The sequence below is a fragment of the Flavobacterium humi genome (genome assembly GCF_004745595.1).
Lineage (GTDB): Bacteria > Bacteroidota > Bacteroidia > Flavobacteriales > Flavobacteriaceae > Flavobacterium > Flavobacterium humi.
Genome location: NZ_SRLH01000006.1, coordinates 75,045 through 98,399 on the forward strand (window position 1 = coordinate 75,045; position 23,355 = coordinate 98,399).

A 23,355-nucleotide genomic window follows, 5' to 3' on the forward strand; every position below is an offset into this window, starting at 1 on the left:
TCTTACCTATTGATTAGCATTAAAGAACTGGCCAAAACGGATTTGATTTTCAGTTTCAGCATTTTTGCAATATCCGGACGGTGTTTTTTCTTCCATTCCCGATGGAATTCCACTTCGTTAACCACTTTGGAAACCGCATAATCATAGTATTTCCGGGTGTAGTTTCTCTTAAAATCAATTTCCCTGTCGGTTGAAGTTTCCCAATCAGGTTTATTGGTAATTTGATTTTCAATTTCAGTATACAGGGAAGTCCCTTTTATAGGATACGCAATGGTGATGGTATAATGAGTAGGATCGGCTTCCTTGAGATATTGTATCGTTTGGAGTATGTCCGTTTCCTTTTCCCCCGGATAGCCTACCATGATAAAGGTTCCGGTTTCAATTCCCAGTGCGTTAGTGTTCTGGATCATTTTTTTGACATGGTTTATATCCACGCGCCGGTCCATGGCATCAATGATCTTTTGCGAACCGCTTTCGGCACCAATCCAAATACGGAAACAACCGGCTTCCTTGAGCAAGCGCAGGATTTCATCATTTAAGCGTTCAGCACGGGTAATGCACTCAAAACGGATTTGGGCGCCCTGTCGGACTACTTCTTCATGGAAAGCGGTCAGCCATTTGTGGCTTATGGTAAAAACATCGTCTACAAACCAAATGGCGTCCGGATTGTATTTATCCTTGAGCATTTTCATTTCCTGCGCGACCAAGTGCGGTGGCCGTCGCCTGTAACTCTGGCCGTATACTGCGGTGCTGCACCATTTGCAGGTGTAAGGGCAGCCGCGTTGCGTAGAAATAGTCATGGAACTTTCCCCATGGTTGTTTTTCCAGGTTTCCAGGTATTTCTCGTTTGGGATAGCATCGCGGTTGGGCAACGGAAGCTCATCGAGTTCCTTAAATTTAGTCCTTTCGGGGTTTTTTACCACGATTCCGTTTTCCAGGTAAGCAATTCCGGCTACTGCCGAAAAATCACCATTGGCCATAATGGCCGTGTACAGCTCGTGTGTGGTTTCTTCGCCCTCGCCAATAATCAGGAAATCGGCACCGGTTTTCAGGTAATTTTCCAGGTTGAAGGTCACGTCGGGCCCACCCAGGATTATTTTAGGGAAGCCGTAGGTTTGCGTTTTTAATTTTTTGATCAGTTTGACGACTTCTATTTTGGTCATCAAATTGGTGTAAATAGAAATGACTTTCGGTTTTTTTTCCAGGATGAAATCCAATTGCATCGATTGGGAATAAAAAGTGCTGTCGAAAACATCATTGGGGATATCCTTGCTTAGCAGATAGGCCGAAACATACAACAAACCCAATGGCGGATAGGGTTTCATTATTTTTTGTTCCTTCGGGTCATCGGACAAATAATAAGCATGTGTAAACAGGATACTCATTTTTTTTGCAGTGTTATCAGATAATGATCGGCATATTTTGATAAAAACGAATGTTTTCCGGCGGTATTTTCCAGCGAATGCAAAACCGAAACCAGTTTGGGCCTGCTCCTGAAAAAAGGTTCCAGATAGGACGGCGGTATGAAAAAGCCGATCGGCTTCAACAGTCTGATCCTGAAATCGGCCGAAGCCAAATGGGTAACTTCCTTCGGATTGAAATAATTGGTTTTTATATTTTCGCCATCAACATTGGCTACGACATTTTCTTTTTTCCTTCGGAAAACGGATTTGAAATCGGCTTTCGCCAAAAAATAAAGCTGTTCCCATAGGGTGTTTTTCGGCATGATGACCAAAACCAATTGCCCGTTTTGGGTAAGCAGGCCGGATGCGTTTTTTAAAAATTGCCCCAATTCTGTTTTTGTAAGGCAGTTGAGCCCACCGAAATTTGAAAAAATCAAATCGAATTTTTCATCCGGGAACGGTTGGGGCAGCCGGTTTATATCTACTTGCCTGAAGTTGAGGTTTTCCAGGTTGGTTTTTTTCTCGGCAACAGCAACCATCAAAGGGGAAATGTCGGTTGCCGTTACCGTATAGTTTTGTTTGGCCAGCCAAATGGCATCTTCGCCCGTGCCGCAATTGATTTCCAGGATGTTTTGTATCCGGTTTTCCTCCAAGATACCCCTCAAGTGACGGTACACCAGGTTCCGCTGTAATTTCCCGATTACCGTGTGGGTAAAAGAGTTGTCATAGTTGGCAGCCGCTATGTCAAAACTAGCGTTCATGGGCTTGTTTTTTTAAATACAAAGAATCGGCAAAAGCGCTTGGGATATAATACGCTAATTTGGCAATGGATTTGATTTTCCGGAAAGACAAGTGCATCGGGTTCCTGGCAATCGTTTTTAAGTTTACGAAACCCTGGCTTTTGCGGTATTCCTTATGGACGAACCGCTGCAGTTTCCGGTAATAATCGGATTTGAAAGTCCCTCTGAACATCATTTCCAGGTCATCTGAATCTTTCCAGTTCGATTTTTCCTTTAGGTCATTTTTGACTTTTTCATAAAACAAAGTCCCGGGCAACGGATAGGAAACCGAAATACCGATATTGTCCGGCATCAGCTCTTTTACCATGGCGATGGTTTTTTGTATATCGGACTGGTTCTCTGTAAGGTAGCCAAATTGCAGGAAGAAGGCGACGCGGATATTTTTGGCTTTCAACATTTTGGTAGCCTCATAAATCTGTGCTACTTTCGTGCCTTTGTCCATAGCATCGAGTATTTTTTGGGAAGCACTTTCGGCACCGACCCAAACCTCTTCCAATCCTGATTTTGCCAGCACATCGATGGTGTCTTCTTTTAAGAGCAGGTCAACCCGGCTTTGGATGTAATACCGTATCTTCAGGTTTTGCTGCTGTAATTCGGAATAGAATTCCTGTACCCAATTTGGTTTTAACCCAAAAATATCGTCACACATCCAAAAACGATCTACCCCGAACGTGTCTTTCAGATAGCGGATGTGGTCTGCTATGTATTTCGGCGAATGCGCATGGTAACGGTTCCCATAAATAGGCTTGGCGCACCAATTGCATTTGTAAGGGCACCCCCGTGTGGTGGCGATGTTTAAGGTAAAATCCTGACGGCTTTGTTTCCAGATATTTTTATAATCTTCCATGGCAACCAGGTCCCAGGCCGGCAAGGGCAACTGGTCCAAATCCTGGAGGACGCTGCGTTTCGGGTGGACTTTGACCTGGTTTTCCTCCGAATGCACAATTCCGGGGATAAGGGCTACCGATTCGTTTTTTTCAAGGGAATTTATAAGTTCCAAAAGCGTCATTTCTCCTTCGCCCTGAATGATAAAATCGGCACCTTTTTCCAAATATTTCCCATAATGGTCCGTAGCATCGGAACTGCAGACAATCACGGTGCAATTTTGTTCCTTGCCCAGGCAGATCATTTCAAAACAGGCTTCCCGCATGTTGGTCAGGCACATTTTAGTCAGATAATTGAAGCCATCGTCATAAATGACCAGGTATTTGGGCTTTTTCTCTTGTATCACAAACCGGATTTCGGAAGGGCCGTTAAGCAGGTTGGTGTCGAATAAATCAACCTCATATCTGTTTTCCCGCAGTAAAGAAGCAGCATATAGTGTCCCTAAAGGTGGAAAAGGTGTTTTGTTCTTCCATTGTTTCGGGTCAAGCCTGTAATAATACGAATGTGAAAAAAGGATATCAAGCATGTTCTTCCGGTAAGATGATGTTGAAGTTGCTTCTGACTTCTTCAATTTTACTGTTTAAGGCCAAAATGACTTTCTTCTGAAAATGAGAAGGATGGTGTTTCGAGATATTTTTGGTCGATTTGAGCGCTATTTTAAAATCTTCCTCTTTCATAAAATGGAATTTGGATTTCCATTTGCGGAAGGTGATTTTTTTAAACAGGGCATCTGCAAATCCTCCAATAGGATTGTCAAGTGCAAATTCAATTGCTTTGGTGAAAGCCGGTTTGCCCGTATTTTGAATGGTGGACATATCCGCTTCGAATTTTGAAAAATAATCTGTGACCCAAAGGTTTTTACGGTAAAATTCTTCAAAAACGGTTTTTCCCTGCATTGGGATCAAGGTTTTGAGCTCGGTGGCGGTAAACCTGTTCTTTTCCTCAATTTCAAGGTTGGATGTGGCAATGAAATAATTGATGCAGAAATATTTGCGGGAATTCAGCAGGAATATTTTTTTATACAGCATCAGTAGTGTCCGGCAGAGCCACAATTTGTCCGGCTTTGTGATGACAAAAAAATCAATATCGCTCTTTTGGTCATAATACCCTTTGGACAGCGATCCTGAAATGCCAACGGCTTCAACGTAAGGGAATTGTGCTATAAAAGAAGCTTTTTTACGTGCTTTTTCCATTATTTTCCCTGCTTCGATATTTCCTTTGAGCCTTTTGGTCACGCTGGCCAGGTCGTGTGCGTATATATAGAATTCATCTACCTTGACCAGGATTCTTTCCTCAATCAAATGATGCAGTTCCTTCTCCGTGTCACACAGCTCCGCATAGTTTGTATAGCTGTGGATTTCCTCTATTTTTAAAGGATACCTGAAAATAGAAAAGTATAATATGGTTTTTAGGGCTTCCAAATGAATTCATTTACTGCCTAAATATACTAAAAAATGTTTTCCTAGTGCGCTTCGAGCCAATCTTTTCCTAATCCCAGGTCTACTTCCAACGGAACGTTCAACGTGAAGGCATTTTCCATCTCGTGCTTAATCATAGGTTGTATTTTTTCGAGTTCACTGTTGTGGACGTCAAACACAAGCTCATCATGTACCTGAAGCAGCATTTTTGATTTCCAGTTTTCAGCAACCAGCTTTTTATGGATGTTGATCATCGCGATTTTAATGATATCTGCGGCACTTCCCTGGATAGGTGCATTTACCGCATTTCGTTCGGCAGCACCACGGACTACTGCATTGGCAGAATTGATATCCTTTAAATAACGGCGGCGTCCCGAAACGGTTTGCACATAACCCCTATCACGGGCAAATTCAATCTGTTCCTGTATGTATTGCCTTAAACGGGGATAGGTTTTGTAATAAGCATCGATCAGGGCAGCACTTTCGCTTCTTGAGAGATTGGTCTGATTGCTCAATCCGAAAGCGGAAACACCGTAGATAATCCCGAAATTTACGGTTTTGGCATGGCTACGTTGTTCTTTGGTTACTTCTTCCAAAGGAACATTAAACACTTTTGCGGCGGTACTCCTGTGGATATCTTCACCGTCCTGGAAGGCCTTGATCATGTTTTCTTCACCACTCACAGCTGCAATGACACGCAGTTCGATTTGCGAGTAATCGGCAGAAAGAAGCGTATAGTCTTCATCTTTGGCAACAAAGGCTTTTCGGATCAGGCGTCCTCTTTCCGTTCGGATCGGGATATTCTGTAAGTTCGGATTGTTGGAACTCAAACGCCCGGTCGCGGCTACCGTCTGCATATAATCGGTATGGACCCGTAGCGTTTTGGCATCGACCTGCTCCGGCAAAGCCAGGATATAAGTGCTCTGTAATTTGACCATTTGGCGCCAGTCGAGTATTTGCCTTACGATTTCATGTTCGTTTGCCAGGTAACTCAAAATTTCTTCTCCGGTAGCATATTGCCCGGTTTTGGTTTTCTTTTGTTTGGCTCCGCCGATTTTCATTTTTTCGAAAAGGATCTCACCCAATTGTTTTGGGGAAGCCAGGTTGAATTTCTCGCCGGCGGTTTCGTATATTTTCTGCTCCAGGCCTTTTATTTCAACGTCCATATCTTTTGACATCGATTTCAAAAAACCCACATCCAGGCGTATTCCTTCGCGTTCCATGGCGGCCAGGACTTCAATCAGCGGGATTTCGATTTCCTCGAAGAGTTTCCTGGTCCCGGTGTTGTCCAATTTCTCGACAAAAACTTCTTTCAGCTGTAAAGTGATGTCTGCATCTTCTGCCGCATATTCCTTGATTTCTTCCAAGGGAACATCGCGCATTGATTTTTGGTTTTTGCCTTTTTTCCCGATTAAGGTTTCGATGGATTTTGGCGAATATTTCAGGTACGTTTCCGCCAAAACATCCATATTGTGGCGCATGTCCGGATTGATCAGGTAATGGGCGATCATGGTATCGAATACCTTTCCTTTAACCGAAACACCATAATTGGCGAGTATTTTTAAATCGTATTTGATGTTCTGGCCTATTTTCTCGATGTTTTCATTTTCGAAAAAAGGCACGAATTTTTCTAATAGTGCTTTGGTTTCTTCCTGGTTTTCCGGGAACGGGATGTAATAGGCTTTTCCTTTTTCGAACGAAAAGGACATTCCTACCAACTCCGCATTCAAGGCATCAATCCCGGTGGTTTCAGTGTCAAAACAAACCGAAGGTTGCTGCAGTAAGGTTTGCAGGAACAATTGGATGCCCAGGTTCCCCTGAACGATCTCGTAATGGTGGTTGGTGTTTTCCAAAGTATTGTAATAACTGCTGTGCCTGTCAGGGACTTCACTGTCACCACTGTCGAAAAGCGAAAATTGGTCTTCGTTTTTTACCGCCTTTTTCGATGAGGAAGAGCTTCCGTTTTCCGTGTTGATTTCATCATACTCTTTCCCGGTACCGAATAACTTGTCAAATTGTGTCTTGAGTTGGCGGAATTCCAGTTCCATAAAAAGCGCATCTGTTTTTTCCACATCCGGTTTGGAGAGTTCGTAGGCTTCGGCATTAAACGTAACAGGGCAGTCGAGTAGGATAGTGGCCAGTTTTTTGGATAGGATCCCTTGTTCTTTATTGGCTTCGATTTTTTCTTTCAGGGCACCTTTAAGCTTGTCGGTATTCGCCAATAAATTTTCCATAGAACCGAACTCCGCCAATAATTTCTTGGCTGTTTTTTCCCCTACGCCAGGAAGCCCAGGTATGTTGTCTACAGCATCGCCCATCATACCAAGGAAATCAATAACCTGAAGAGGATGTTCGACTTCAAATTTCGCCTGTATTTCCGGGATGCCCCAAATTTCAATATCATTGCCTAGACGGGCCGGGCGGTACATAAAAATATTTTCGGAAACCAATTGCCCAAAATCCTTGTCAGGAGTAACCATAAATACCTGGTAATCTTCTTTTTCAGCCTGTTTTGCCAAAGTCCCAATCAAGTCATCCGCTTCGCATCCTGCCACTTCAACGATAGGAATGTGCATGGCACGCAATATTTCCTGGATGTACGGAACGGCTATTTTGATGGCTTCCGGAGTGGCATCTCGGTTGGCTTTGTATTCCGGGTACATTTCAGAACGTACGGCACTTCCGCCTTTGTCGAATGCCACAGCCAGATGATCCGGTTTCTCACGCTTGATCACATCAATCAGCGAATTCATAAAACCCAAAACCGCTGAAGTATCGACCCCTTTGGAATTGATTCGTGGGTTTTTGATAAAAGCGTAGTATCCGCGGAAGATTAAAGCGTAGGCATCTAAAAGAAAAAGACGTTTTTGTGACATGATCTGAAAAATTAGGACGTAAAAATAAGCAATCGCATTTTAAAGTTTGTACGGAAGTTAAATTTTAATTAATTAAAATCAAAATGGAGATCATTCTTTGTTACTTTGAGTATGTTTTTTCGGAAATCAAAAATAAAATATGAACATCCTAATTGTTGAAGACCACCGGGAACTGGGCTCAGAGATAGCAGATTATCTTGTCGGGGCGGGTTATATCTGCAAATGGGTGGATACTTGCGAGATGGCTTTGGAAGAGCTGCACAGCAATGATTTTGATGCCATGCTTTTGGACGTAGGGCTTCCCGACGGCAGTGGTTTCGATGTCCTGAAGGCCGTAAGGAAGCAAAAATCCAAAATAGCCGTCATCGTCATTACCGCCCGCGGCGAATTGAATGACAAAATAGACGGATTGCAGCTCGGGGCCGATGATTACCTTACCAAGCCTTTTGCCCTGACAGAACTGGGCGCGCGGCTTTATGCCATCATCAGGAGGATTCATGGTTTTTCGGCAAATGAGTTGGAAATACATGGGTTCACCATTCAATTGCAGGATTATAAAGTGAGCTACGATTCGGAAATTATAAGCCTCACCAAAAAGGAATTTGACATTTTCCAATACCTGGCCTTGAATAAAAACCGTGTCATTACAAGGCTGCAGCTTACCGAACATATTTGGGGCGATATACTCGAAGTGAATTCGGATTCCAATTTTATAGATGTGCATGTGCGGAATTTGCGTAAAAAATTGGACAAGCATGCTCCTCTGGATTGGTTTGAAACGGTCCGCAATGTAGGGTACCGCATTAATGTAGAGCCATGAAAATCAAACACCAGCTTACGATCTTCAGCGTTATCAACAAATTGATCATCATTTTGGTCTTATGGTTCCTGCTGCCGTTGCTGGCCGAAAAAGTAGTGTATTCCCATATTGACAAAAGCCTCCTGGAGAAAAAGCAGAAATTTGTCCAGCATCTGGATAAAGAAGAAATCAATGATTTTTTAATCCGCAAGGATACCACCGAAACCTATGCCAGTTTTTCTACGCTGCATAGCGAGTTCCTGCAATTGTACCAGATCGGGCAAGGCACCGGCAGCCCTAAATCCTTTTATAAAAACGAGACCCGCATTATCGAAGAGGAAGAAAGCAATTACCGGATATTGTATTTTGATTTTGCCTATGAAAACTGCTATTACAGGCTCGAGATCGGGAACAGCCTAAGCGAGATGGAAGACCTGATGTATGTGATCAGGATTTTTATTTTCATTGTCCTGATTGCCTCCATTGTGGTTACTTTTTTTTCCGAGGCTGTTTTTATCGAATATCTGCTGCGCCCTTTCCATAAAATCATCCATACAAAAATCAAACATATCAACGATCCTGAATCTTTTGATTTCACTGCCGTGGAAACCCATTCGGACGAGTTTAAAGAGCTGGACCAGGGGCTTCATTTGATGATGGGCCGGATCCGTGAGGTTTTTAACAAGGAAAAACAATTCATTGCCAATGTTTCCCACGAATTGCTCACGCCGATTGCCTTGCTGAAAAACCGTTTTGAAAACCTGATCCAAAACCAAAGCCTTGACGATCAGGCGGTCGATAAAGTAGTCAGTTCTTTAAAAACGCTAGACGTCCTAAAAAAGATCATCAATAATTTACTGCTCGTTTCCAAAATCGAAAATAATCAATACCATGCCAATGAAACAGTCAATCTCACGGAATTACTGCTGGAACTGATTGAGGAGTTTGACGACCGCATCCGGAATAAAAATATCAGTATTGATTTCAATATGGCGGAAAGTGTTGCCGTAAAAGGAAACAAAGCCTTGCTGCATGTCATGTTTTTCAACATCATCGGCAATGCCATAAAATACAATGTTGCAAACGGAACGATAATCCTCTCCGACGGGTATGCAAATGACCAATACACCATAACTATCGCCGATACCGGGCCCGGCATGACACCAGAGCAAATCGGGCAGGTTTTTGACCGCTTTACCAGGATGGACCTGAACCAGGAAGGCCAGGGTTTGGGGCTGGCCATTACCAAGAGTATCGCGCAATTCCATCATATTGCCATTGACACCACTTCTGAAGTTGGCAAAGGAAGTTCCTTTCGCTTGCTTTTCCCCACCGAGGCAAAAACCTAAATAAAAGTTAAATTACCAGGCTTGGGGATTTCTTCATCTCATCTTCATTTTCGGATTCTAATTTTGACCTGTAAATCATAACAAATAACAATTTAAATCTTAGAAATCATGAAAAAATTATTGATGTTAGCCGTTTTAGCTTTAGGAACAACTGCCATGGTAAATGCTCAAACAGAGCCAGCCAAAAAAGCTCCGGCCAAAGAAGTAAAAATGAAAAAAAGCAAAATGCACCACAAAGCTGAAAAAACAGAAGCCAAAACAGAAGACACAAAAGCTAAAAAATAAGTAGTTGCACTTTTACTTAATTTATTGAGGGAGATTGAGAAAAAGGCTTTTTTTGGTGGCCGGCATTTTTTGCCGGCTTTTTTTAATTGCATCGGCGTTAAATTTTTAATAAATACGAAATTTCCAAGGTGAATATTCGTTATTTTGCTTAAAATTTTTGGAACTAATGATTTTACGAGTTGCTATTTTAATAGGGATACTGTTATTGATTGAATTTTACGCTTTTCAGGCTTTCAGGACGATTGTCAAAACCAAATGGATGCTGCAGGTTTATATGGCGGCCAGTGTTTTAATCGCGGTATACATAACCTATTCTATTTTCCAGTTTGACCGACACGTGGGCCAGACCCAAAAAACATTGTTCACGATGGGGCTGTTTTTGCTGGTATACCTGCCAAAAATAGTCATTTCGGTAGTATTGCTTGGGGAAGATATTATCCGCCTTTTAGCAGGGACCGCCAGTTATTTCATCGAAAATGACAATAGCGAATCGTTCTTGCCCGCCCGAAGGAAATTTGTGAGCCAGATGGCATTAGGCTTGGCCGCAGTCCCGTTTTTATCCCTGATTTACGGTGTGACCAAAGGCAAATATAATTTCAAAGTGTTCAAACAGGATATCTTTTTCCCGGATTTGCCGGACGCCTTCGACGGATTTACCATTACCCAGATTTCAGATATCCACAGCGGCAGTTTCGATGACCCGGAGAAAATCGCCCATGCTGTCAACATGATCAATGAACAGCCTTCGGACATCCTATTGTTTACCGGAGATATCGTCAATGCTAAAGCAGAAGAAATGCATCCGTGGATAGACATTTTCAACACGCTAAAAAAACCGGAATTCGGTAAGTTTTCCATCCTTGGAAACCATGATTACGGCGCTTACCTGGACTGGAATTCGGAAGAGGAAAAAGCCAAGAACTTCCTTGATATCAAAGACCTGCACCGCCAGATTGATTTCAAGCTGATGCTCAATGAACACATAAGGATTAAAAAGGGAGACGACCAGATTGCCTTGATCGGAGTGGAAAACTGGGGGAAACATTTCGGGCAGAAAGGAAACCTGGACAAAGCTTCCGAAGGTGTTTCGCCGGAAGAATTCAAAGTCTTAATGAGCCATGACCCCAGCCATTGGGAAGAAATTGTAAAGAAACACGACAAGAATATCCAGCTCACCCTTAGCGGGCATACACACGGAATGCAGTTCGGTATTGAAATCCCGGGTTATTTCAAATGGAGCCTGGCGCAGTATATGTACAAGCAATGGGCCGGTTTATACGAGGAAATGGGAAGATATGTCTATGTGAACAGAGGCTTTGGGTTCCATGCTTATCCGGGACGTGTGGGCATAATGCCGGAAATAACGGTGATACGCTTAAAAAAGGGAGAAAAATTAGCATAATTGGGTAAAAACACTATATTTGTATAACAAAGTTTAATAAAATATTATACTATGTCAAAATTTGGAGAACTTATAAATACCCAAGTGCCGGTTTTAATCGATTTTTACACCGATTGGAATGAATCGTCACAATCGATGCATCCCGTGATAAAAGATGTTGCGGCAGCGTTGGGAGATAAAGCCAAAGTGATTAAGATTGATGTAGACAAGAATCAGGAACTGGCTGAAGCACTTCGTATAAAAGGATTGCCTACCTTAATGATTTATAAGGAAGGCCAGATGATGTGGCGCCAGTCAGGCGAATTGGATGCCAATACGATCATCAACCTGGTCCAGGAACAGCTCTAACCGATCACATCGAAAACAAACCCCTTTTCCTTTAGCATTTTTATGGTTTCCGGTAAGGCGTACCGTGTATTTTTAAAAGTCTTTATACTGTCGTGAAAAACAATGATACTTCCCGGAGTTACTTTTTGCGTTGCATTTTCCAGGCATTTTTCCGGTGAAACGTTTCGGTCAAAATCTGCCGTAAGTACATCCCACATGATTATTTTATACCCCAAACCTTGTAATTTCCTGGATTGCGCTGGTTTTATCTTCCCATAAGGAGGCCGGAACAGTTTTTCTCTTTGCGTGCTATTTCCGTTAGCCGGACTTATTTTTGCACTGATTCTTTCCTCACACCGCGCAATATTCTCCAGGTAGTCTTTTGTACGCGTTTTCCAGCCTTGCAGATGATTGAAAGTATGGTTGCCTATAGCGTGGCCTTCCGCAATGATTTTATCGAATATTTCGGGATGTTTCTCAATGTTGTGGCCAATGCAGAAAAAAGTAGCCAATACGCCGTTCTCTTTCAAGGTGTCCAAAATCCATTGTGTGGCTTCAGGCGTTGGGCCGTCATCAAAAGTAAGGTAGATCTTATTACATGTATTGGGAATATCCCAAACCTGATTGCTAAACAATCGCTTGATAATGCCGGGCGTTTTTATCCAGTAGAAATCCATGCTGTAAAAATAAGGCTTTCAAAGTAAAACCCTGAAAGCCTGTTGTGTGTTCCTGCTATTCCATTTCGGCGCCAAAACGCTCGAATCGTTTGTTATAGCTATTGAATATAACTTTTTGCTCGTTATAGAAAGCATCGTCCTTATTGTCTTTCATGATGTGGAGCAAGCCGCGGTACCTTTCAATGCTGGTAAAGATATCAACACCCATATCGTTTTGGTCGCTGGCAGCTATTCCGCTGAAATATTTAAGGTTGTCCTGGTATTTTGCGGCCAGTTGTTTAAGCAACTGACGTGCTTTTTCCTTTTCTCCCAGTTTGTAATAACCGTCTGCGAAAGGATCGACCATGCTGTAGAAATCATAATAATCCAGCGGCATTTTGGCCAGGGCCAGTTCAATTATCTTTTTGGCTTTGTCATTCTTGCCTTCTTCTATCAGCTTGTTCATCAGTCGGGTCAGGTTCGTCCTGTACGAAATACAGTCCTTACGGGTTTGCGGATCGTGGTAAATATCTTTACTGTCCCCGTTGCCCCATGTCCATTTCATGACATTGTTGTACATGATATCCGAATCGATCTTGCCCATGTCAAACCCGTAGGCATCTTTAGGAAGCGGTGTCCTGATCGGAACCAGTCGGTAGACCATTCCGTCCAATTGCAGGTAATCTTTCATCCAGATATAATCTTCATCTGCGAAAGCGCCCGGAGAGAAATAAATAGGCCTTTTCCAATGGTTGTTCCTAACAATGTCAAGCATCATCAGCCTGTTTTTATACAAAGCATCGCCTTTGATATCCACATCAATATAAGGGACAATAGAATCCTGGTATTTCGCATTTACAACCTTGTTTTTCAAAACGGTGTTTTTGTCTACAGGGATCCGGATTTTATTGGATGGATAGAAATGGATGCTTTGCCCGTTTTTCATTTCGATTAATGTCCTCGGATCATCGCTGGATACAAAATCAAAGAATTTGTTCACATCGAGCCTGTCTTCTGTTGTTTTGTCAAAAATCAAATAGTCACGGGTCCCGGCCACATAATCCTTATGCGTAAACGAGATAGGCACCGGATCGGAATCATACGCTTTGGCTTTCATCTGGTCGATATACCAGTCTGTCATCAGGAGGCTGGTGTTCACGATACGCACATCGGTACGGTAGCCTTCAATTTCCTGAAGGTACCACAATGGGAAAGTATCGTTGTCTCCAATGGTAAATAGGATAGCGTTTTTCTCGCACGAATCAAGATAAGCCCTAGCTCCCGAAGTTGCCGTATATTTTCCGGAACGGTCATGGTCGTCCCAGTTTTGGGAAGCCATCAGTATCGGTGCTGCAAAAAGGCAGGCCGTAATGGCTACCGGTGCGGCAATTTTTGGCGTGATATAGGATTTTAGGAAATCGTAAATCGCGTAAACACCTATGCCAATCCAAATGGCAAATACATAAAAGGAACCCACAAGGGCATAATCCCTTTCCCTTGGCTCAAAAGGCCTTTCGTTCAGGTAGATTTTCAAGGCAAGCCCTGTAAATAGGAATAAAGCCAGCACAACATAAAAACTCTTGATGTCTTTTTTGGCATGGAAGAAAAACCCGATAAGGCCAATGATAAATGGCAAAAAGAAATACGTGTTCCTACCCTTGTTGTTTTTCCAGTCTGCCGGAAGGTTTTTCTGGGACGGCAGGCGCATTTCGTCAATAAAACTGATTCCGCTAATCCAATTCCCGTCTTTTAGATCGTATTCACCCTGGTTGTCGTTTTGCCTTCCGGTGAAATTCCACATCAGGTACCTCCAGTACATGTATCCGAACTGGTATTGGAACATAAACGTGAAATTGTCCAGAGTCGTCGGTTTTTCCACATCCAGGTAACTTCCGTAGGTTTTAAGGAATTTTTCATAATCTTCCACATCCAGTTTTCCGGATTGGTAGGCTGCCCTGAATTCGGAAACGATTTGCAGCAATTCCTGTTCTTCGGCATATTCGGCCTTGACCCTGAAAGTCAGGACATTGGTAAATTTCATATAATTGGCAGCATGTTCGGTGCTCCACATACGCGGCAGCAGTGCCTTCTGTTTGTCATCGGTATTCTGGCCGGCATTTTTATAATTGTTTACAATTACATATTCTCCTTTTTTGTAATCCCTTTCATAGTTGGGTTTTTCGTCTACATACGGGTTGTTTTCATCCAAACCGGCATACGCATCAGAAAATTGCGGCCCGTAGAATAATTTCTGCTCACCGTATTGCTCCCTGTTGTAGTACGCTAAAACTTCTCGGGCATCAGACGGGTTGTTTTCGTTGATAGGCGTTTTTGCATTGGCACGGATAGGCAGCATCATCCATGTTGAGAAACCGATGAAGATGAATAATATGCAAAGGATTAAAGTATTGTACAGCACTTTCCCTTTTTCGCGGGTGTATTTCAAACCGAAATAAAAGAAAGTAACCAGTACGATTGTGGCAAAGATTGTCCCGGAATCAAAAGGCAAGCCCAGGCTGTTTACCATAAACACTTCGGTGGCACCAAAGAAAGTCATGGTCCACGGCAATAATAATTTGAAGATGAAAAGCAACACGGCTACTACCACGATATTGGCAATAATGAAACTTTTGATCGTAATGTTTCTGTAGTTTTTAAAATAATACAGGAATCCTATAGAAGGAATCGTTAGCAAGGCCATAAAATGCACCCCGAACGAAAGGCCTACCACAAGGGAAATCACCAACAGCCACTTGTTGCCGCGAGGCGTGTGCATGTCGGCTTCCCAGCGCAATCCCAGCCAGAACAGCAAGGCAATAAGTAAAGTAGCCATGGCGTATACTTCCGCTTCAACGGCATTAAACCAGAAACTGTCTGAAAAAGTAAAGGCCAAAGAACCCACAAAGGCACTTCCTAAAATGGCAATAGCACTGTTTTTGCTGATTTCCTTCGGCTGACCGGCATCCTGATCTGTAAAGGAAGCAATGATTTTCCTGAGCAGGATAGTCGAGGACCAAAACATAAATAAGATGGTAAAGGCACTTGAGAAAACAGACATCATGTTGACCATCAGGGCAATGTGCTCTTTATTGGTCGCAAACATGGCGAAAAACGCACCGATCATCTGGAACAAAGGAGCTCCCGGCGGATGCCCAACCTCCAGTTTTGCAGCAGTTGCAATGTACTCACCGCAATCCCAAAAACTCATAGTAGGCTCTACTGTAAGCGAATATACAGCAAGCGCTATAAAAAAAGTGATCCATCCCAGAACAGTGTTCCATTTATTAAAGTTGAAAGACATGTGAAATTTTCGGTTTATGTTTTACAATACAAAGAAACTATTTTTTTGGCTAAACAAAAGGGTAAAATAAATTTTTAATTTTTTTCTCGTAAAAACTTGCAAGAATTAAAATTTGTGGTAAATTTGCACTCGCAATAAGGAATTATTGGTCTATGGTGTAATGGTAACACAGCTGTTTTTGGTGCAGCCTTTCTAGGTTCGAGTCCTAGTAGACCAACAAAAAAGCTCTCAGTAATGGGAGCTTTTTTTGTTTTTGGCAAGTCCCTGGGGATCCTGGTTTTAGCTTATGGATTTGAGGGTGTTTAGGAGGCGGTGTCTCGGTTGCATTTTAATCATCATCAATTTGCAGCACAGTTAAAATTTTATCCATTCGGTTTATTGAAAATCCGCATAGGTAACTTGATAAGTGAAATGGACTTAAATCATTGTATTTCCAATCCGCAGGAAGTAATTGATAAAATTCATGTGAGTTTGTTTTTACTTCTTCAAAATCATTTTTTACTTTTCCAATGAACTCATAGTATTTGATTTCTCGTTCTGGGATATCATAGTCTGATAACATTTCGGTCGCCAATTCCTCAAACTCCTCAACGGATATCTTTTTATAATCTTCCATTTCCAACAGATCGATTGGGTATGGCCCAAAATCATAAATTTTAAATACCTTTCTTTGTCCAAATTCGTTTATGTGGTCATTTGTATACCCGCCAACATATTTTCTGGCAAAATCAAAATCTTCCGGGAAATTAATAAATGCATGAATAATCTCTTTTCCGTTTTCCGTCATATTTCCGTCAACTTCAAAGTTAATGGCGCTAAAAGCTATGGCTCCTTGCCCTAAAACGTAATAATGTTTGGATTTTTCCTTGAAAGTCATACTCGTTCTTGTTTTTAACATTCCGCTGTTTAGCTCAGCAGTGGCTTTGTTATTGCTTATTTTCCGACTAAGATAATTTCCCAACTCAAAACCGACAACGGAAAAAGCAATTGAGTTATTGCGTCAAACTACGGTTAATGCTAGTGTTGTTAACCTTGCCGTGCTTTTACACTTTTTGTTTTTTTGTCCCAATATAACTTGTCACTATTTTTGTCATACCAATCTCGCCATGCTTTAAGGATTTCTTTTGGTGGAAAGATCGGCATATCAAAATCTTTTTCTAATTCATATTTTATCCCAGTTGTTTTTAACAGAAAACTCCTTGCCTCATATAAAGTATTTAGATCAATGGATTCATTTTCATCATTTGAAACTTTTTCAAGTACGGCAAGATTTTCGAGAAAAATCTTTTGAGCGTTTTCTGTTTTTTGAGCAGTAACGGAAAGGGTTGAAAATATAAATAAAATTAAAAGACTTTTCATATTGTATAAGGTTGTTAAATATTTCCGCTAATGTTACAGGGCTTTGCATTAGAAAAAATTAGCGCCATTTTGTATCCCAGATTGTAGCAAAGATAGTTTTTTTATAAATCTGAAACACATCCCAAAAACCACACATTTTCTCATAATTACACCTCTCCAAAAAAACATACCACAACCCCCAAATTATTTTCTCTAGAGTGCACTTAGAGTGCACTTAGAGTGCAGTTAGAGTGCAGCTAGAGTGCAGTACCATTGCAGCCTGCTTTGGGGCAACTACCAAATATCACCCTAAAACCATGTTCAATACTGCTAATATTATCAGCGTTGAACACCTTTGCAGCATGACAGGAATGCCTAAAAAACCAATAAAAAAGCTCCCGTTTTCGAGAGCTTCTGTGGTTTTTATCGGATTGGTTTCTTCGGTATGTAGTTGTGTTATAATCAGATAGGGTTATCCGGGTATCTTAGCGAAATTCTTAGCCAGGAAGGTAAAAACCAAATCGAAATGTTCTAAAGGTGCCGAATGCGTGCCTTTTATGGCGATGTGTTTGTATGCATATTTGAATTTTTTGCTTTTCAACCGGTCGGCCATCTTTTCAGACATGGGCGTAGAAGGGCATATTTCATCTTCCGTCGCAGACATCAGAAGAATCGGGCCTTTGCAGTTTTCCACTTTAATCAATGCTTTTTCTTCGGCAATACTGTCTTTGAGCATGGTTTCAAATGTCTTGCGCAATTCTCCTTTTAGCAATGCCGGGACCGCTTCTTCCGTTAACGGCACAAAAGGAAGTTCCTTGTTTTGATACGTCCAGCAGGAAGTCGAAAAGTGATTGGTATGCCCGGGAAACGAAACATGGCTCGGTACAAGGGCCACGACACATTTTATATCAGGGTAATGGCTGGCCAGGAGCAATGCCAGGTCACCGCCTCTCGAACCGCCGACAATCGCTATCTTATGCTTGCTGACCTGGATGTTTTTTGCCGCTTCGAGTATGGCATTGTGGACATCTTCGAGTGCAATCTTATTTAAAGTATCAGGAGTCCCTTTGCATCCGAAGTATCCCAGGGCCAGGAAGGCATATCCTTTTTCAATAAACTGGTCCCTTGTCTTTTTCCAATGGTCGGATGCCCATGCATTGCCGCCTTCAGAACCGCCAAGGCCTACCACAAGCGGCTGGTTTGCGCCTTTGCCAAGATAGAGCCGGCTTTCAATGTTTGGAGTGTTTAAAAGGGTCTGGCAAAAGGTTTGTGAGGTAATAATCAGGAAGATGCCCACGAACAAGGTCTTTACAATTGGAAGTTTTTTCATTGCTTTGTTTTTTTTGACAAAGTTGAAGGATTAAACGTTCCTAATTTTTGACCTATATCAAAAACTATCTTTCCGCCCGGATCCGGCTTAATGTTTCTTGTGTAATGCCTAAATAGGAAGCGATCATTCCCAACGGGATCCGATGGTAAATATCATGGTATGTATGGCAAAAATGCTCGTATTTCTCTTTTGCCGTAGTAAAGCGCATAGAAGTAATCCGTTCTAAAAAATGACCGAAAACAGTATTCATGGACAATCTTGCATAACGTTCCATTTCCGGGAAATGATCAAAAAGGAAGACCAGGTCCTGTACTTTAAGGGTAAAGACTTCTGTGGTTTCAAGGGCTTCAATATAATAAATATCCGTTGTCCTTTGGGTGAAGCTGCGGGGCGAATTGACCCATTCGCCCTCACTGCTGAAATATTCGGTTATTTCCTTACCGTCTTTTAAAAAGTACAAACGCGTCAGCCCCTGGAAAATAAAATGGCTTTCCGTACAGACTTTGCCGGCATTATGGATTTCCTGGCCTTTTTTGAAAGTACTGAAAGCAATCCTGTCTTCCAATTCCTTTTTCAGGGAATCGCTAAGCGGGATATAGCTTTCAAAATGCCGGAATAATTGTTCTTTTGTTTCGACAGGCAAAATACTAAGATTGATACGGTATGGTTTTACTTGGCCATGAATTCTTCCGCTTTTTCCACCATGTTAAGGCTTCCGCAGAAGAAAGGAACGCGTTGGTGCAGTTCGGTCGGCTTGATTTCCATAATACGGTTGTATCCGTCCGAAGCCTTTCCGCCGGCCTGTTCTGCAATAAACGCCATAGGATTGCATTCGTAAAGCAAACGGAGTTTCCCTTTTGGTGCTTTCGAGCTCGTCGGGTAAATGTAAATCCCACCTTTGATCATATTCCTATGGAAATCCGATACCAAACTTCCGATATACCTTGAGGTGTACGGGCGGTCGCCTTCCTCAGACTGGCAATATTTGATATAATCTTTTACACCCTGTGGGAAGTGTATATAGTTCCCTTCGTTTACCGAATAAATGCTTCCGTCTTTGGCATATTGCATATTTGGGTGCGAAAGATAGAAAGTCCCGATGGCAGGATTCAGTGTAAAACCGTTCACACCATGGCCTGTAGTATACACCAGCATGGTCGAAGTCCCGTAAATGACATAACCCGCCGCTACCTGATTGACACCCGGTTGCAGGAAGTCTTCTAATGTAACAGGGGTTCCCATAGGTGTCACTCTCCTAAAAACAGAGAAGATAGTACCTACCGAAACATTCACATCGATGTTGGAAGAACCGTCCAGTGGGTCCATCAAAACTACATATTTGTTGTTATGGCTGTTGTCTGAACCGGCAACGGTAATAAAGTCGTCGTTTTCCTCAGAAGCGATCCCGCAAACGATTTCACGGTTTATCAGTGTCTGGATAAAAACCTCATTGGCATACACGTCCAGTTTTTGCTGGTCTTCGCCCTGGATGTTCTGGTCTCCCGCAGCTCCGATGATATCTACCAAACCGGCTTTGTTCACTTTATAGTTTACCACTTTTGCCGCCAACCTGATGGAGTTGATGATCCTGGATAATTCACCCGAAGAGTATTGAAAATCAGATTGTTTCTCAATGATAAATTCCCCTAAGGTCTTGTTGCGTTCTTCCATTTTGTAATCGTTGTAGTTATTTTTGCAAATATCATCATTTTATTTTGAATAATGAACACTCGCCACCATGGTTATTTCATAAGTCCGGCTGTGATTATGACAATGTTATTTCACAAAAAAATAGAAAATATTGATTTTTTTTGCCCTGTCGCATCAACTAAATCAAATGAACTTATTTTATCTTTGTTCTTCACAAAAAAGTAAAAATTATGAAAAGAAAATCATTGTTGTCAGCTGCATTATTTGTTTTGTTCGGTTTTCCGATGGCCAACGCCCAGGTCAATTTAGGCGAAAAGGCTATGGGAGCACTGCAGAAAGGAGTGACAGGATTTACATTTAGTGATGAAGATGCCGCGAGTTTATCGAAAGAAGCGGTTGTCAAAATGGACGCCGAAAATAAAATAGCCGGCCCAAAAGACCCGTATACCGTACGATTGAATAAGATTTTTGGCAAGCACAGCAATGAAAACGGGCTAAAATTGAATTATAAAGTCTACCTGACCAAAGACGTCAATGCTTTTGCTACCGCAGACGGAAGTGTCCGTGTTTTTTCCGGATTGATGGATATTATGGACGATAACGAGCTGTTGGCGGTCATAGGACATGAAATAGGCCATGTGGCCAATCATGATTCCAGGGATGCAGTCAAGGCGGCCTATAAAAAAGAAGCCCTGCTGGACGCCGTAGCTTCACAATCCGATAAAGTAGCGAAACTGACCCAAAGCCAGCTTGGTCAAATCGGCAATGCCATGATAGACAGCCGCCACAGCCGTCAGCAGGAAACCGAAGCCGATACGTATTCCTACGATTTTATGAAACGCCACGGCTACAATGTCAATGCGGTGGAATCGGCATTCACAATCCTGGCCAAACTCAATGAAGGCGCCGAATCTTCCTTTTTTACCAGGATGTTAAGTTCCCATCCGGAACCTAAACAAAGAGCGGAAGACGCAAAAAACAAAGCCATTGCAGACAAATTATACAAACCGTATGTCAAAGCAGTGAAAAAAACAGCAGCAAAAACAACTAAAAAGAAGAAATAATAAAATGAATATACGAGTTGGGACCAGGGAAGACATGCCTTCTGTACTGGAATTAATCAAAGAACTGGCTGTTTTTGAAAAGGAACCGGAAGCCGTAGTAGTAACTGTGGAAGACCTTATCCGTGACGGATTTGGCGAAAAACCGCTCTTCCATACCTTTGTGGCAGAAGTCAATGCTAAAATCGTTGGGATGGCCCTGTATTACTATCGTTATTCCACCTGGAAAGGAAGGACCATCCACCTGGAGGACCTGATCGTAAAAGAAGAAATGCGGGGCACCGGCATAGGCCTTGACCTGTATTCGGAAATCATCAGGCAGGGAGAAAAGGACAATGTCCGCCGCATCGAATGGAATGTACTGGCCTGGAATAAACCGGCTGTCGATTTTTACATCAAATCCGGCGCCAGGATCCTGGATGACTGGCAAGTGGTCCAAATGGACGAAAAAGGAATACATAATTTTTTACAACAATTATAATAAAATGAGAGTTTTCAAATTTGGTGGAGCTTCTGTAAAAGATGCTGAAAGTGTCAAAAACGTATTTGACGTTTTACAAAAAGTTGGGTATGAAGAAGTGTTGCTTGTGGTTTCGGCCATGGGAAAAACAACCAACGCCCTGGAAGTGGTCATTAAGGACTATTTTGAAAAATCAGCCAACCTCAATGCATCCATCCAAGAAGTAAAAAAATACCATAACCAGATTTTACTGGATTTGTTCGATGATGAAAAGCATGAGGTTTTCTGGGCGGTAAATGAACATTTTGCAGATTTGGAATATTTTGTCAGAAGCAATAAATCACCGAATTACAATTTTGTATACGATCAGATAGTGAGTTACGGCGAGATCATTTCCACTACGATTTTATGCCATTTTATGAAGTATAGCGGGATCGAGGCACAATGGCTGGACGTCCGGAATTATATCAAGACAGACAATACCTATCGTGATGCCGAAGTAAACTGGGAAATCACCCAAAAGAACATCGCCAAGATCGCCAAGAAAAAATCACTGTTCATCACCCAGGGCTTTGTAGGTTCTGACGAAAACGGGTTTACCACAACATTGGGAAGGGAAGGTTCCGATTATACGGCGGCCATCTTCGCTTATTGCCTAAACGCGGAAAGCGTAACGATCTGGAAAGACGTGCCTGGCGTTATGAATGCCGATCCGAGATATTTTGAAAACGCCACGTTATTAAACCAGATTTCCTACCGCGAAGCGATCGAGCTGGCTTTTTACGGAGCGAGCGTTATCCACCCAAAAACGCTTCAACCTTTACAGAAAAAGGAAATCCCATTGTTTGTCAAGTCATTTGTAAATCCTTTGCTCCCTGGCACAAGTGTTTCCAAAGGCCAGGATTTGGAACCGAAACTACCTTGTTTCATCCTCAAAAAAAACCAATTGCTGCTGTCGCTTTCGTCCATAGATTTCTCTTTTATCATGGAAGAAAACATCAGCGAGATCTTCAGCCTGTTGCATCAGTTCAAGATACGGGTCAGCCTTATCCAGAATTCTGCCATCAGTTTTTCGGTTTGTATTGAAGATAAATTCGGGAATTTCAATGACTTGAAAAAAGTCCTGTCCAAAAAATTCAAGGTATCTTATAACGAAAACGTGTCGCTGTATACCATCCGCCATTTTGATGCGAAGGCTTCTGAAATGGTCGAAAAGAACAAAACGGTCCTCTTAAAGCAATTAAGCCGGGAAACGATGCAGATTGTCGCCAAAGAGTAATTTATCGATAAAATCATAACAATTACCGGTAAACAGCATAAACTATTCTGATGTAAGTATATTATTAGTCGTAATTTTATGTGGTAAAATATTTAAAACCAAATAATTATGAAAAAATTACTTACATCAAAATGGTTTGTTGTTTTCTTTTTTCTTGTTCAGGTTACACTATATGCACAGGAAGGCAAGATAAAAATTTACGAAAGCAATTCCGGAGACGGATCTTGCGTAATTGTTTTCCCGAATAGCCCTGAACCGTTAATGGTTTTGACCGGAAACGGAGCATGTACCGTTTTGAAAACCATGGCCATGGACGACTGGCACGAAATGTCTGCTACTACAGTAGTTACGACCAGCGTGGTCGAACCAACGGGCCATACCATTACTTCGCCCAGGGATGCCGCTTCCGGGATGGCTACCGGCAAAAGGCAGCATAAACCATTTCTTTTGAGTGATCTTACCCTTAATTCCTTGGGAAGTGAAGACCAGTCGTATGCCTTTTCCTGGAACATAAAATCCAACACAGGTGCCAAAACCGCTGCTTCCAGGTCCAGTTCACGAACCGTTTCGAACAGCTGTTGCGCAGACGGGGTTTGTACCGTTTTGGTTTCGGTAAGCCGAAAACATACAAAATCAGGACATGTCACTTTGATGAAATAAATCCATGCTTTTTTGAGCCTGGGTTTTGACTCCAAAACATAAAATAGCTTTTTTTTATTTATTACAATATCTTTGG

At 42.1% G+C, this 23,355-nt stretch carries 21 protein-coding genes and 1 tRNA gene; 10 read left to right on the forward strand and 12 right to left on the reverse strand.

The window, feature by feature from the left end:
• Nucleotides 1-2 precede the first annotated feature (2 nt).
• From E4635_RS11775 to polA, 5 genes are read right to left on the reverse strand one after another with little or no spacing between them, the layout of a single operon-like run.
• Complete coding sequence (locus E4635_RS11775) at nucleotides 3-1,385, reverse strand: B12-binding domain-containing radical SAM protein (protein WP_135526901.1); 1,383 nt, start codon at nucleotides 1,383-1,385, stop codon at nucleotides 3-5.
• Complete coding sequence (locus E4635_RS11780) at nucleotides 1,382-2,164, reverse strand: class I SAM-dependent methyltransferase (RefSeq protein ID WP_135526902.1); 783 nt, start codon at nucleotides 2,162-2,164, stop codon at nucleotides 1,382-1,384. Before E4635_RS11780 ends, E4635_RS11775 begins: the two co-directional genes overlap by 4 nt.
• Entirely contained in the window at nucleotides 2,154-3,659 is a 1,506-nt protein-coding gene (locus E4635_RS11785) for a B12-binding domain-containing radical SAM protein (protein ID WP_246020762.1), read from the reverse strand. Before E4635_RS11785 ends, E4635_RS11780 begins: the two co-directional genes overlap by 11 nt.
• Complete coding sequence (locus tag E4635_RS11790; protein ID WP_135526903.1) at nucleotides 3,607-4,509, reverse strand: nucleotidyltransferase domain-containing protein; 903 nt, start codon at nucleotides 4,507-4,509, stop codon at nucleotides 3,607-3,609. Before E4635_RS11790 ends, E4635_RS11785 begins: the two co-directional genes overlap by 53 nt.
• A 41-nt stretch (nucleotides 4,510-4,550) precedes the next feature.
• Nucleotides 4,551-7,382, reverse strand: a complete 2,832-nt coding sequence (gene polA, locus E4635_RS11795; protein WP_135526904.1) for a DNA polymerase I — start codon at nucleotides 7,380-7,382, stop codon at nucleotides 4,551-4,553.
• Nucleotides 7,383-7,521: 139 nt separating this feature from the next.
• On the opposite strand from polA, the gene E4635_RS11800 reads away from it, so the two are divergent.
• From E4635_RS11800 to E4635_RS11815, 5 genes are all read left to right on the forward strand, one after another.
• Nucleotides 7,522-8,202, forward strand: a complete 681-nt coding sequence (locus E4635_RS11800; protein ID WP_135526905.1) for a response regulator transcription factor — start codon at nucleotides 7,522-7,524, stop codon at nucleotides 8,200-8,202.
• The gene (locus E4635_RS11805) at nucleotides 8,199-9,530 is read left to right on the forward strand and encodes a sensor histidine kinase (protein ID WP_246020763.1); all 1,332 of its coding nucleotides are present in this window, start codon (nucleotides 8,199-8,201) and stop codon (nucleotides 9,528-9,530) included. The genes E4635_RS11800 and E4635_RS11805 overlap by 4 nt, the downstream gene beginning before the upstream one ends.
• Nucleotides 9,531-9,638: 108 nt before the next feature.
• Entirely contained in the window at nucleotides 9,639-9,815 is a 177-nt protein-coding gene (locus tag E4635_RS15760) for a hypothetical protein (protein ID WP_169630258.1), read from the forward strand.
• 166 nt (nucleotides 9,816-9,981) lie between these two features.
• Nucleotides 9,982-11,217 carry a metallophosphoesterase gene (locus tag E4635_RS11810; protein ID WP_135526906.1) on the forward strand — a complete coding sequence of 412 codons (1,236 nt, stop codon included), beginning with the start codon at nucleotides 9,982-9,984 and terminating at the stop codon, nucleotides 11,215-11,217.
• 51 nt (nucleotides 11,218-11,268) lie between these two features.
• Nucleotides 11,269-11,565 (forward strand): thioredoxin family protein, encoded by a 297-nt coding sequence (locus tag E4635_RS11815; RefSeq protein ID WP_135526907.1) that lies wholly within the window; start codon nucleotides 11,269-11,271, stop codon nucleotides 11,563-11,565.
• On the opposite strand, the gene E4635_RS11820 is transcribed toward E4635_RS11815, so the two are convergent.
• Together E4635_RS11820 and E4635_RS11825 are read right to left on the reverse strand one after the other, a co-directional pair.
• Nucleotides 11,562-12,221: a polysaccharide deacetylase family protein gene (locus E4635_RS11820; protein ID WP_135526908.1), complete on the reverse strand. Its 660-nt coding sequence runs from the start codon at nucleotides 12,219-12,221 to the stop codon at nucleotides 11,562-11,564. The genes E4635_RS11815 and E4635_RS11820 overlap by 4 nt on opposite strands.
• Before the next feature lie 55 nt (nucleotides 12,222-12,276).
• Complete coding sequence (locus E4635_RS11825; protein WP_135526909.1) at nucleotides 12,277-15,501, reverse strand: DUF2723 domain-containing protein; 3,225 nt, start codon at nucleotides 15,499-15,501, stop codon at nucleotides 12,277-12,279.
• Nucleotides 15,502-15,647: 146 nt separating this feature from the next.
• Between E4635_RS11825 and E4635_RS11830 the strand changes: the two genes are divergently transcribed.
• Nucleotides 15,648-15,718 (forward strand) — tRNA-Gln (locus tag E4635_RS11830).
• A 111-nt stretch (nucleotides 15,719-15,829) separates the two neighbouring features.
• On the opposite strand, the gene E4635_RS11835 is transcribed toward E4635_RS11830, so the two are convergent.
• The 5 genes from E4635_RS11835 to fbp all read right to left on the reverse strand — a co-directional run bounded on the left by E4635_RS11835 (nucleotide 15,830) and on the right by fbp (nucleotide 19,840).
• Complete coding sequence (locus tag E4635_RS11835) at nucleotides 15,830-16,378, reverse strand: hypothetical protein (RefSeq protein ID WP_135526910.1); 549 nt, start codon at nucleotides 16,376-16,378, stop codon at nucleotides 15,830-15,832.
• Nucleotides 16,379-16,527: 149 nt separating this feature from the next.
• The gene (locus tag E4635_RS11840; protein ID WP_135526911.1) at nucleotides 16,528-16,860 is read right to left on the reverse strand and encodes a hypothetical protein; all 333 of its coding nucleotides are present in this window, start codon (nucleotides 16,858-16,860) and stop codon (nucleotides 16,528-16,530) included.
• 451 nt (nucleotides 16,861-17,311) lie between these two features.
• Nucleotides 17,312-18,169 (reverse strand): alpha/beta fold hydrolase, encoded by an 858-nt coding sequence (locus tag E4635_RS11845; protein WP_135526912.1) that lies wholly within the window; start codon nucleotides 18,167-18,169, stop codon nucleotides 17,312-17,314.
• A gap of 64 nt (nucleotides 18,170-18,233) precedes the next feature.
• Nucleotides 18,234-18,812 (reverse strand): Crp/Fnr family transcriptional regulator, encoded by a 579-nt coding sequence (locus tag E4635_RS11850; protein WP_169630259.1) that lies wholly within the window; start codon nucleotides 18,810-18,812, stop codon nucleotides 18,234-18,236.
• A 26-nt stretch (nucleotides 18,813-18,838) separates the two neighbouring features.
• Complete coding sequence (gene fbp, locus E4635_RS11855) at nucleotides 18,839-19,840, reverse strand: class 1 fructose-bisphosphatase (protein ID WP_135526914.1); 1,002 nt, start codon at nucleotides 19,838-19,840, stop codon at nucleotides 18,839-18,841.
• 209 nt (nucleotides 19,841-20,049) lie between these two features.
• Here fbp and E4635_RS11860 point away from each other — a divergent pair, with 209 nt between their 5' ends.
• The 4 genes from E4635_RS11860 (at nucleotide 20,050) to E4635_RS11875 (ending at nucleotide 23,279) form a co-directional block, all read left to right on the forward strand.
• Nucleotides 20,050-20,883, forward strand: coding sequence for a M48 family metallopeptidase (locus tag E4635_RS11860; RefSeq protein ID WP_135526915.1), 834 nt, complete (start codon nucleotides 20,050-20,052; stop codon nucleotides 20,881-20,883).
• A 4-nt stretch (nucleotides 20,884-20,887) separates the two neighbouring features.
• A complete protein-coding gene (locus E4635_RS11865; RefSeq protein ID WP_135526916.1) occupies nucleotides 20,888-21,361 on the forward strand; it encodes a GNAT family N-acetyltransferase in 474 nt (157 codons plus the stop codon).
• Between the two features lie 4 nt (nucleotides 21,362-21,365).
• Complete coding sequence (locus E4635_RS11870) at nucleotides 21,366-22,619, forward strand: aspartate kinase (RefSeq protein WP_135526917.1); 1,254 nt, start codon at nucleotides 21,366-21,368, stop codon at nucleotides 22,617-22,619.
• A 108-nt stretch (nucleotides 22,620-22,727) separates the two neighbouring features.
• Nucleotides 22,728-23,279, forward strand: a complete 552-nt coding sequence (locus E4635_RS11875) for a hypothetical protein (protein WP_135526918.1) — start codon at nucleotides 22,728-22,730, stop codon at nucleotides 23,277-23,279.
• Nucleotides 23,280-23,355 lie beyond the last annotated feature (76 nt).

Excerpts from the sequence above, each read along its gene's own strand:
- E4635_RS11775 (WP_135526901.1), bottom strand. The coding sequence starts at position 1,385 with ATGAGTATCCTGTTTACACATGCTTATTATTTGTCCGATGACCCGAAG.
- E4635_RS11780 (WP_135526902.1), bottom strand. The coding sequence starts at position 2,164 with ATGAACGCTAGTTTTGACATAGCGGCTGCCAACTATGACAACTCTTTT.
- polA (WP_135526904.1), bottom strand. The coding sequence starts at position 7,382 with ATGTCACAAAAACGTCTTTTTCTTTTAGATGCCTACGCTTTAATCTTC.
- E4635_RS11800 (WP_135526905.1), top strand. The coding sequence starts at position 7,522 with ATGAACATCCTAATTGTTGAAGACCACCGGGAACTGGGCTCAGAGATA.
- E4635_RS11805 (WP_246020763.1), top strand. The coding sequence starts at position 8,199 with ATGAAAATCAAACACCAGCTTACGATCTTCAGCGTTATCAACAAATTG.
- E4635_RS15760 (WP_169630258.1), top strand. The coding sequence starts at position 9,639 with ATGAAAAAATTATTGATGTTAGCCGTTTTAGCTTTAGGAACAACTGCC.
- E4635_RS11810 (WP_135526906.1), top strand. The coding sequence starts at position 9,982 with ATGATTTTACGAGTTGCTATTTTAATAGGGATACTGTTATTGATTGAA.
- E4635_RS11815 (WP_135526907.1), top strand. The coding sequence starts at position 11,269 with ATGTCAAAATTTGGAGAACTTATAAATACCCAAGTGCCGGTTTTAATC.
- E4635_RS11820 (WP_135526908.1), bottom strand. The coding sequence starts at position 12,221 with ATGGATTTCTACTGGATAAAAACGCCCGGCATTATCAAGCGATTGTTT.
- E4635_RS11825 (WP_135526909.1), bottom strand. The coding sequence starts at position 15,501 with ATGTCTTTCAACTTTAATAAATGGAACACTGTTCTGGGATGGATCACT.
- E4635_RS11835 (WP_135526910.1), bottom strand. The coding sequence starts at position 16,378 with ATGACTTTCAAGGAAAAATCCAAACATTATTACGTTTTAGGGCAAGGA.
- E4635_RS11840 (WP_135526911.1), bottom strand. The coding sequence starts at position 16,860 with ATGAAAAGTCTTTTAATTTTATTTATATTTTCAACCCTTTCCGTTACT.
- E4635_RS11845 (WP_135526912.1), bottom strand. The coding sequence starts at position 18,169 with ATGAAAAAACTTCCAATTGTAAAGACCTTGTTCGTGGGCATCTTCCTG.
- fbp (WP_135526914.1), bottom strand. The coding sequence starts at position 19,840 with ATGGAAGAACGCAACAAGACCTTAGGGGAATTTATCATTGAGAAACAA.
- E4635_RS11860 (WP_135526915.1), top strand. The coding sequence starts at position 20,050 with ATGAAAAGAAAATCATTGTTGTCAGCTGCATTATTTGTTTTGTTCGGT.
- E4635_RS11865 (WP_135526916.1), top strand. The coding sequence starts at position 20,888 with ATGAATATACGAGTTGGGACCAGGGAAGACATGCCTTCTGTACTGGAA.
- E4635_RS11870 (WP_135526917.1), top strand. The coding sequence starts at position 21,366 with ATGAGAGTTTTCAAATTTGGTGGAGCTTCTGTAAAAGATGCTGAAAGT.
- E4635_RS11875 (WP_135526918.1), top strand. The coding sequence starts at position 22,728 with ATGAAAAAATTACTTACATCAAAATGGTTTGTTGTTTTCTTTTTTCTT.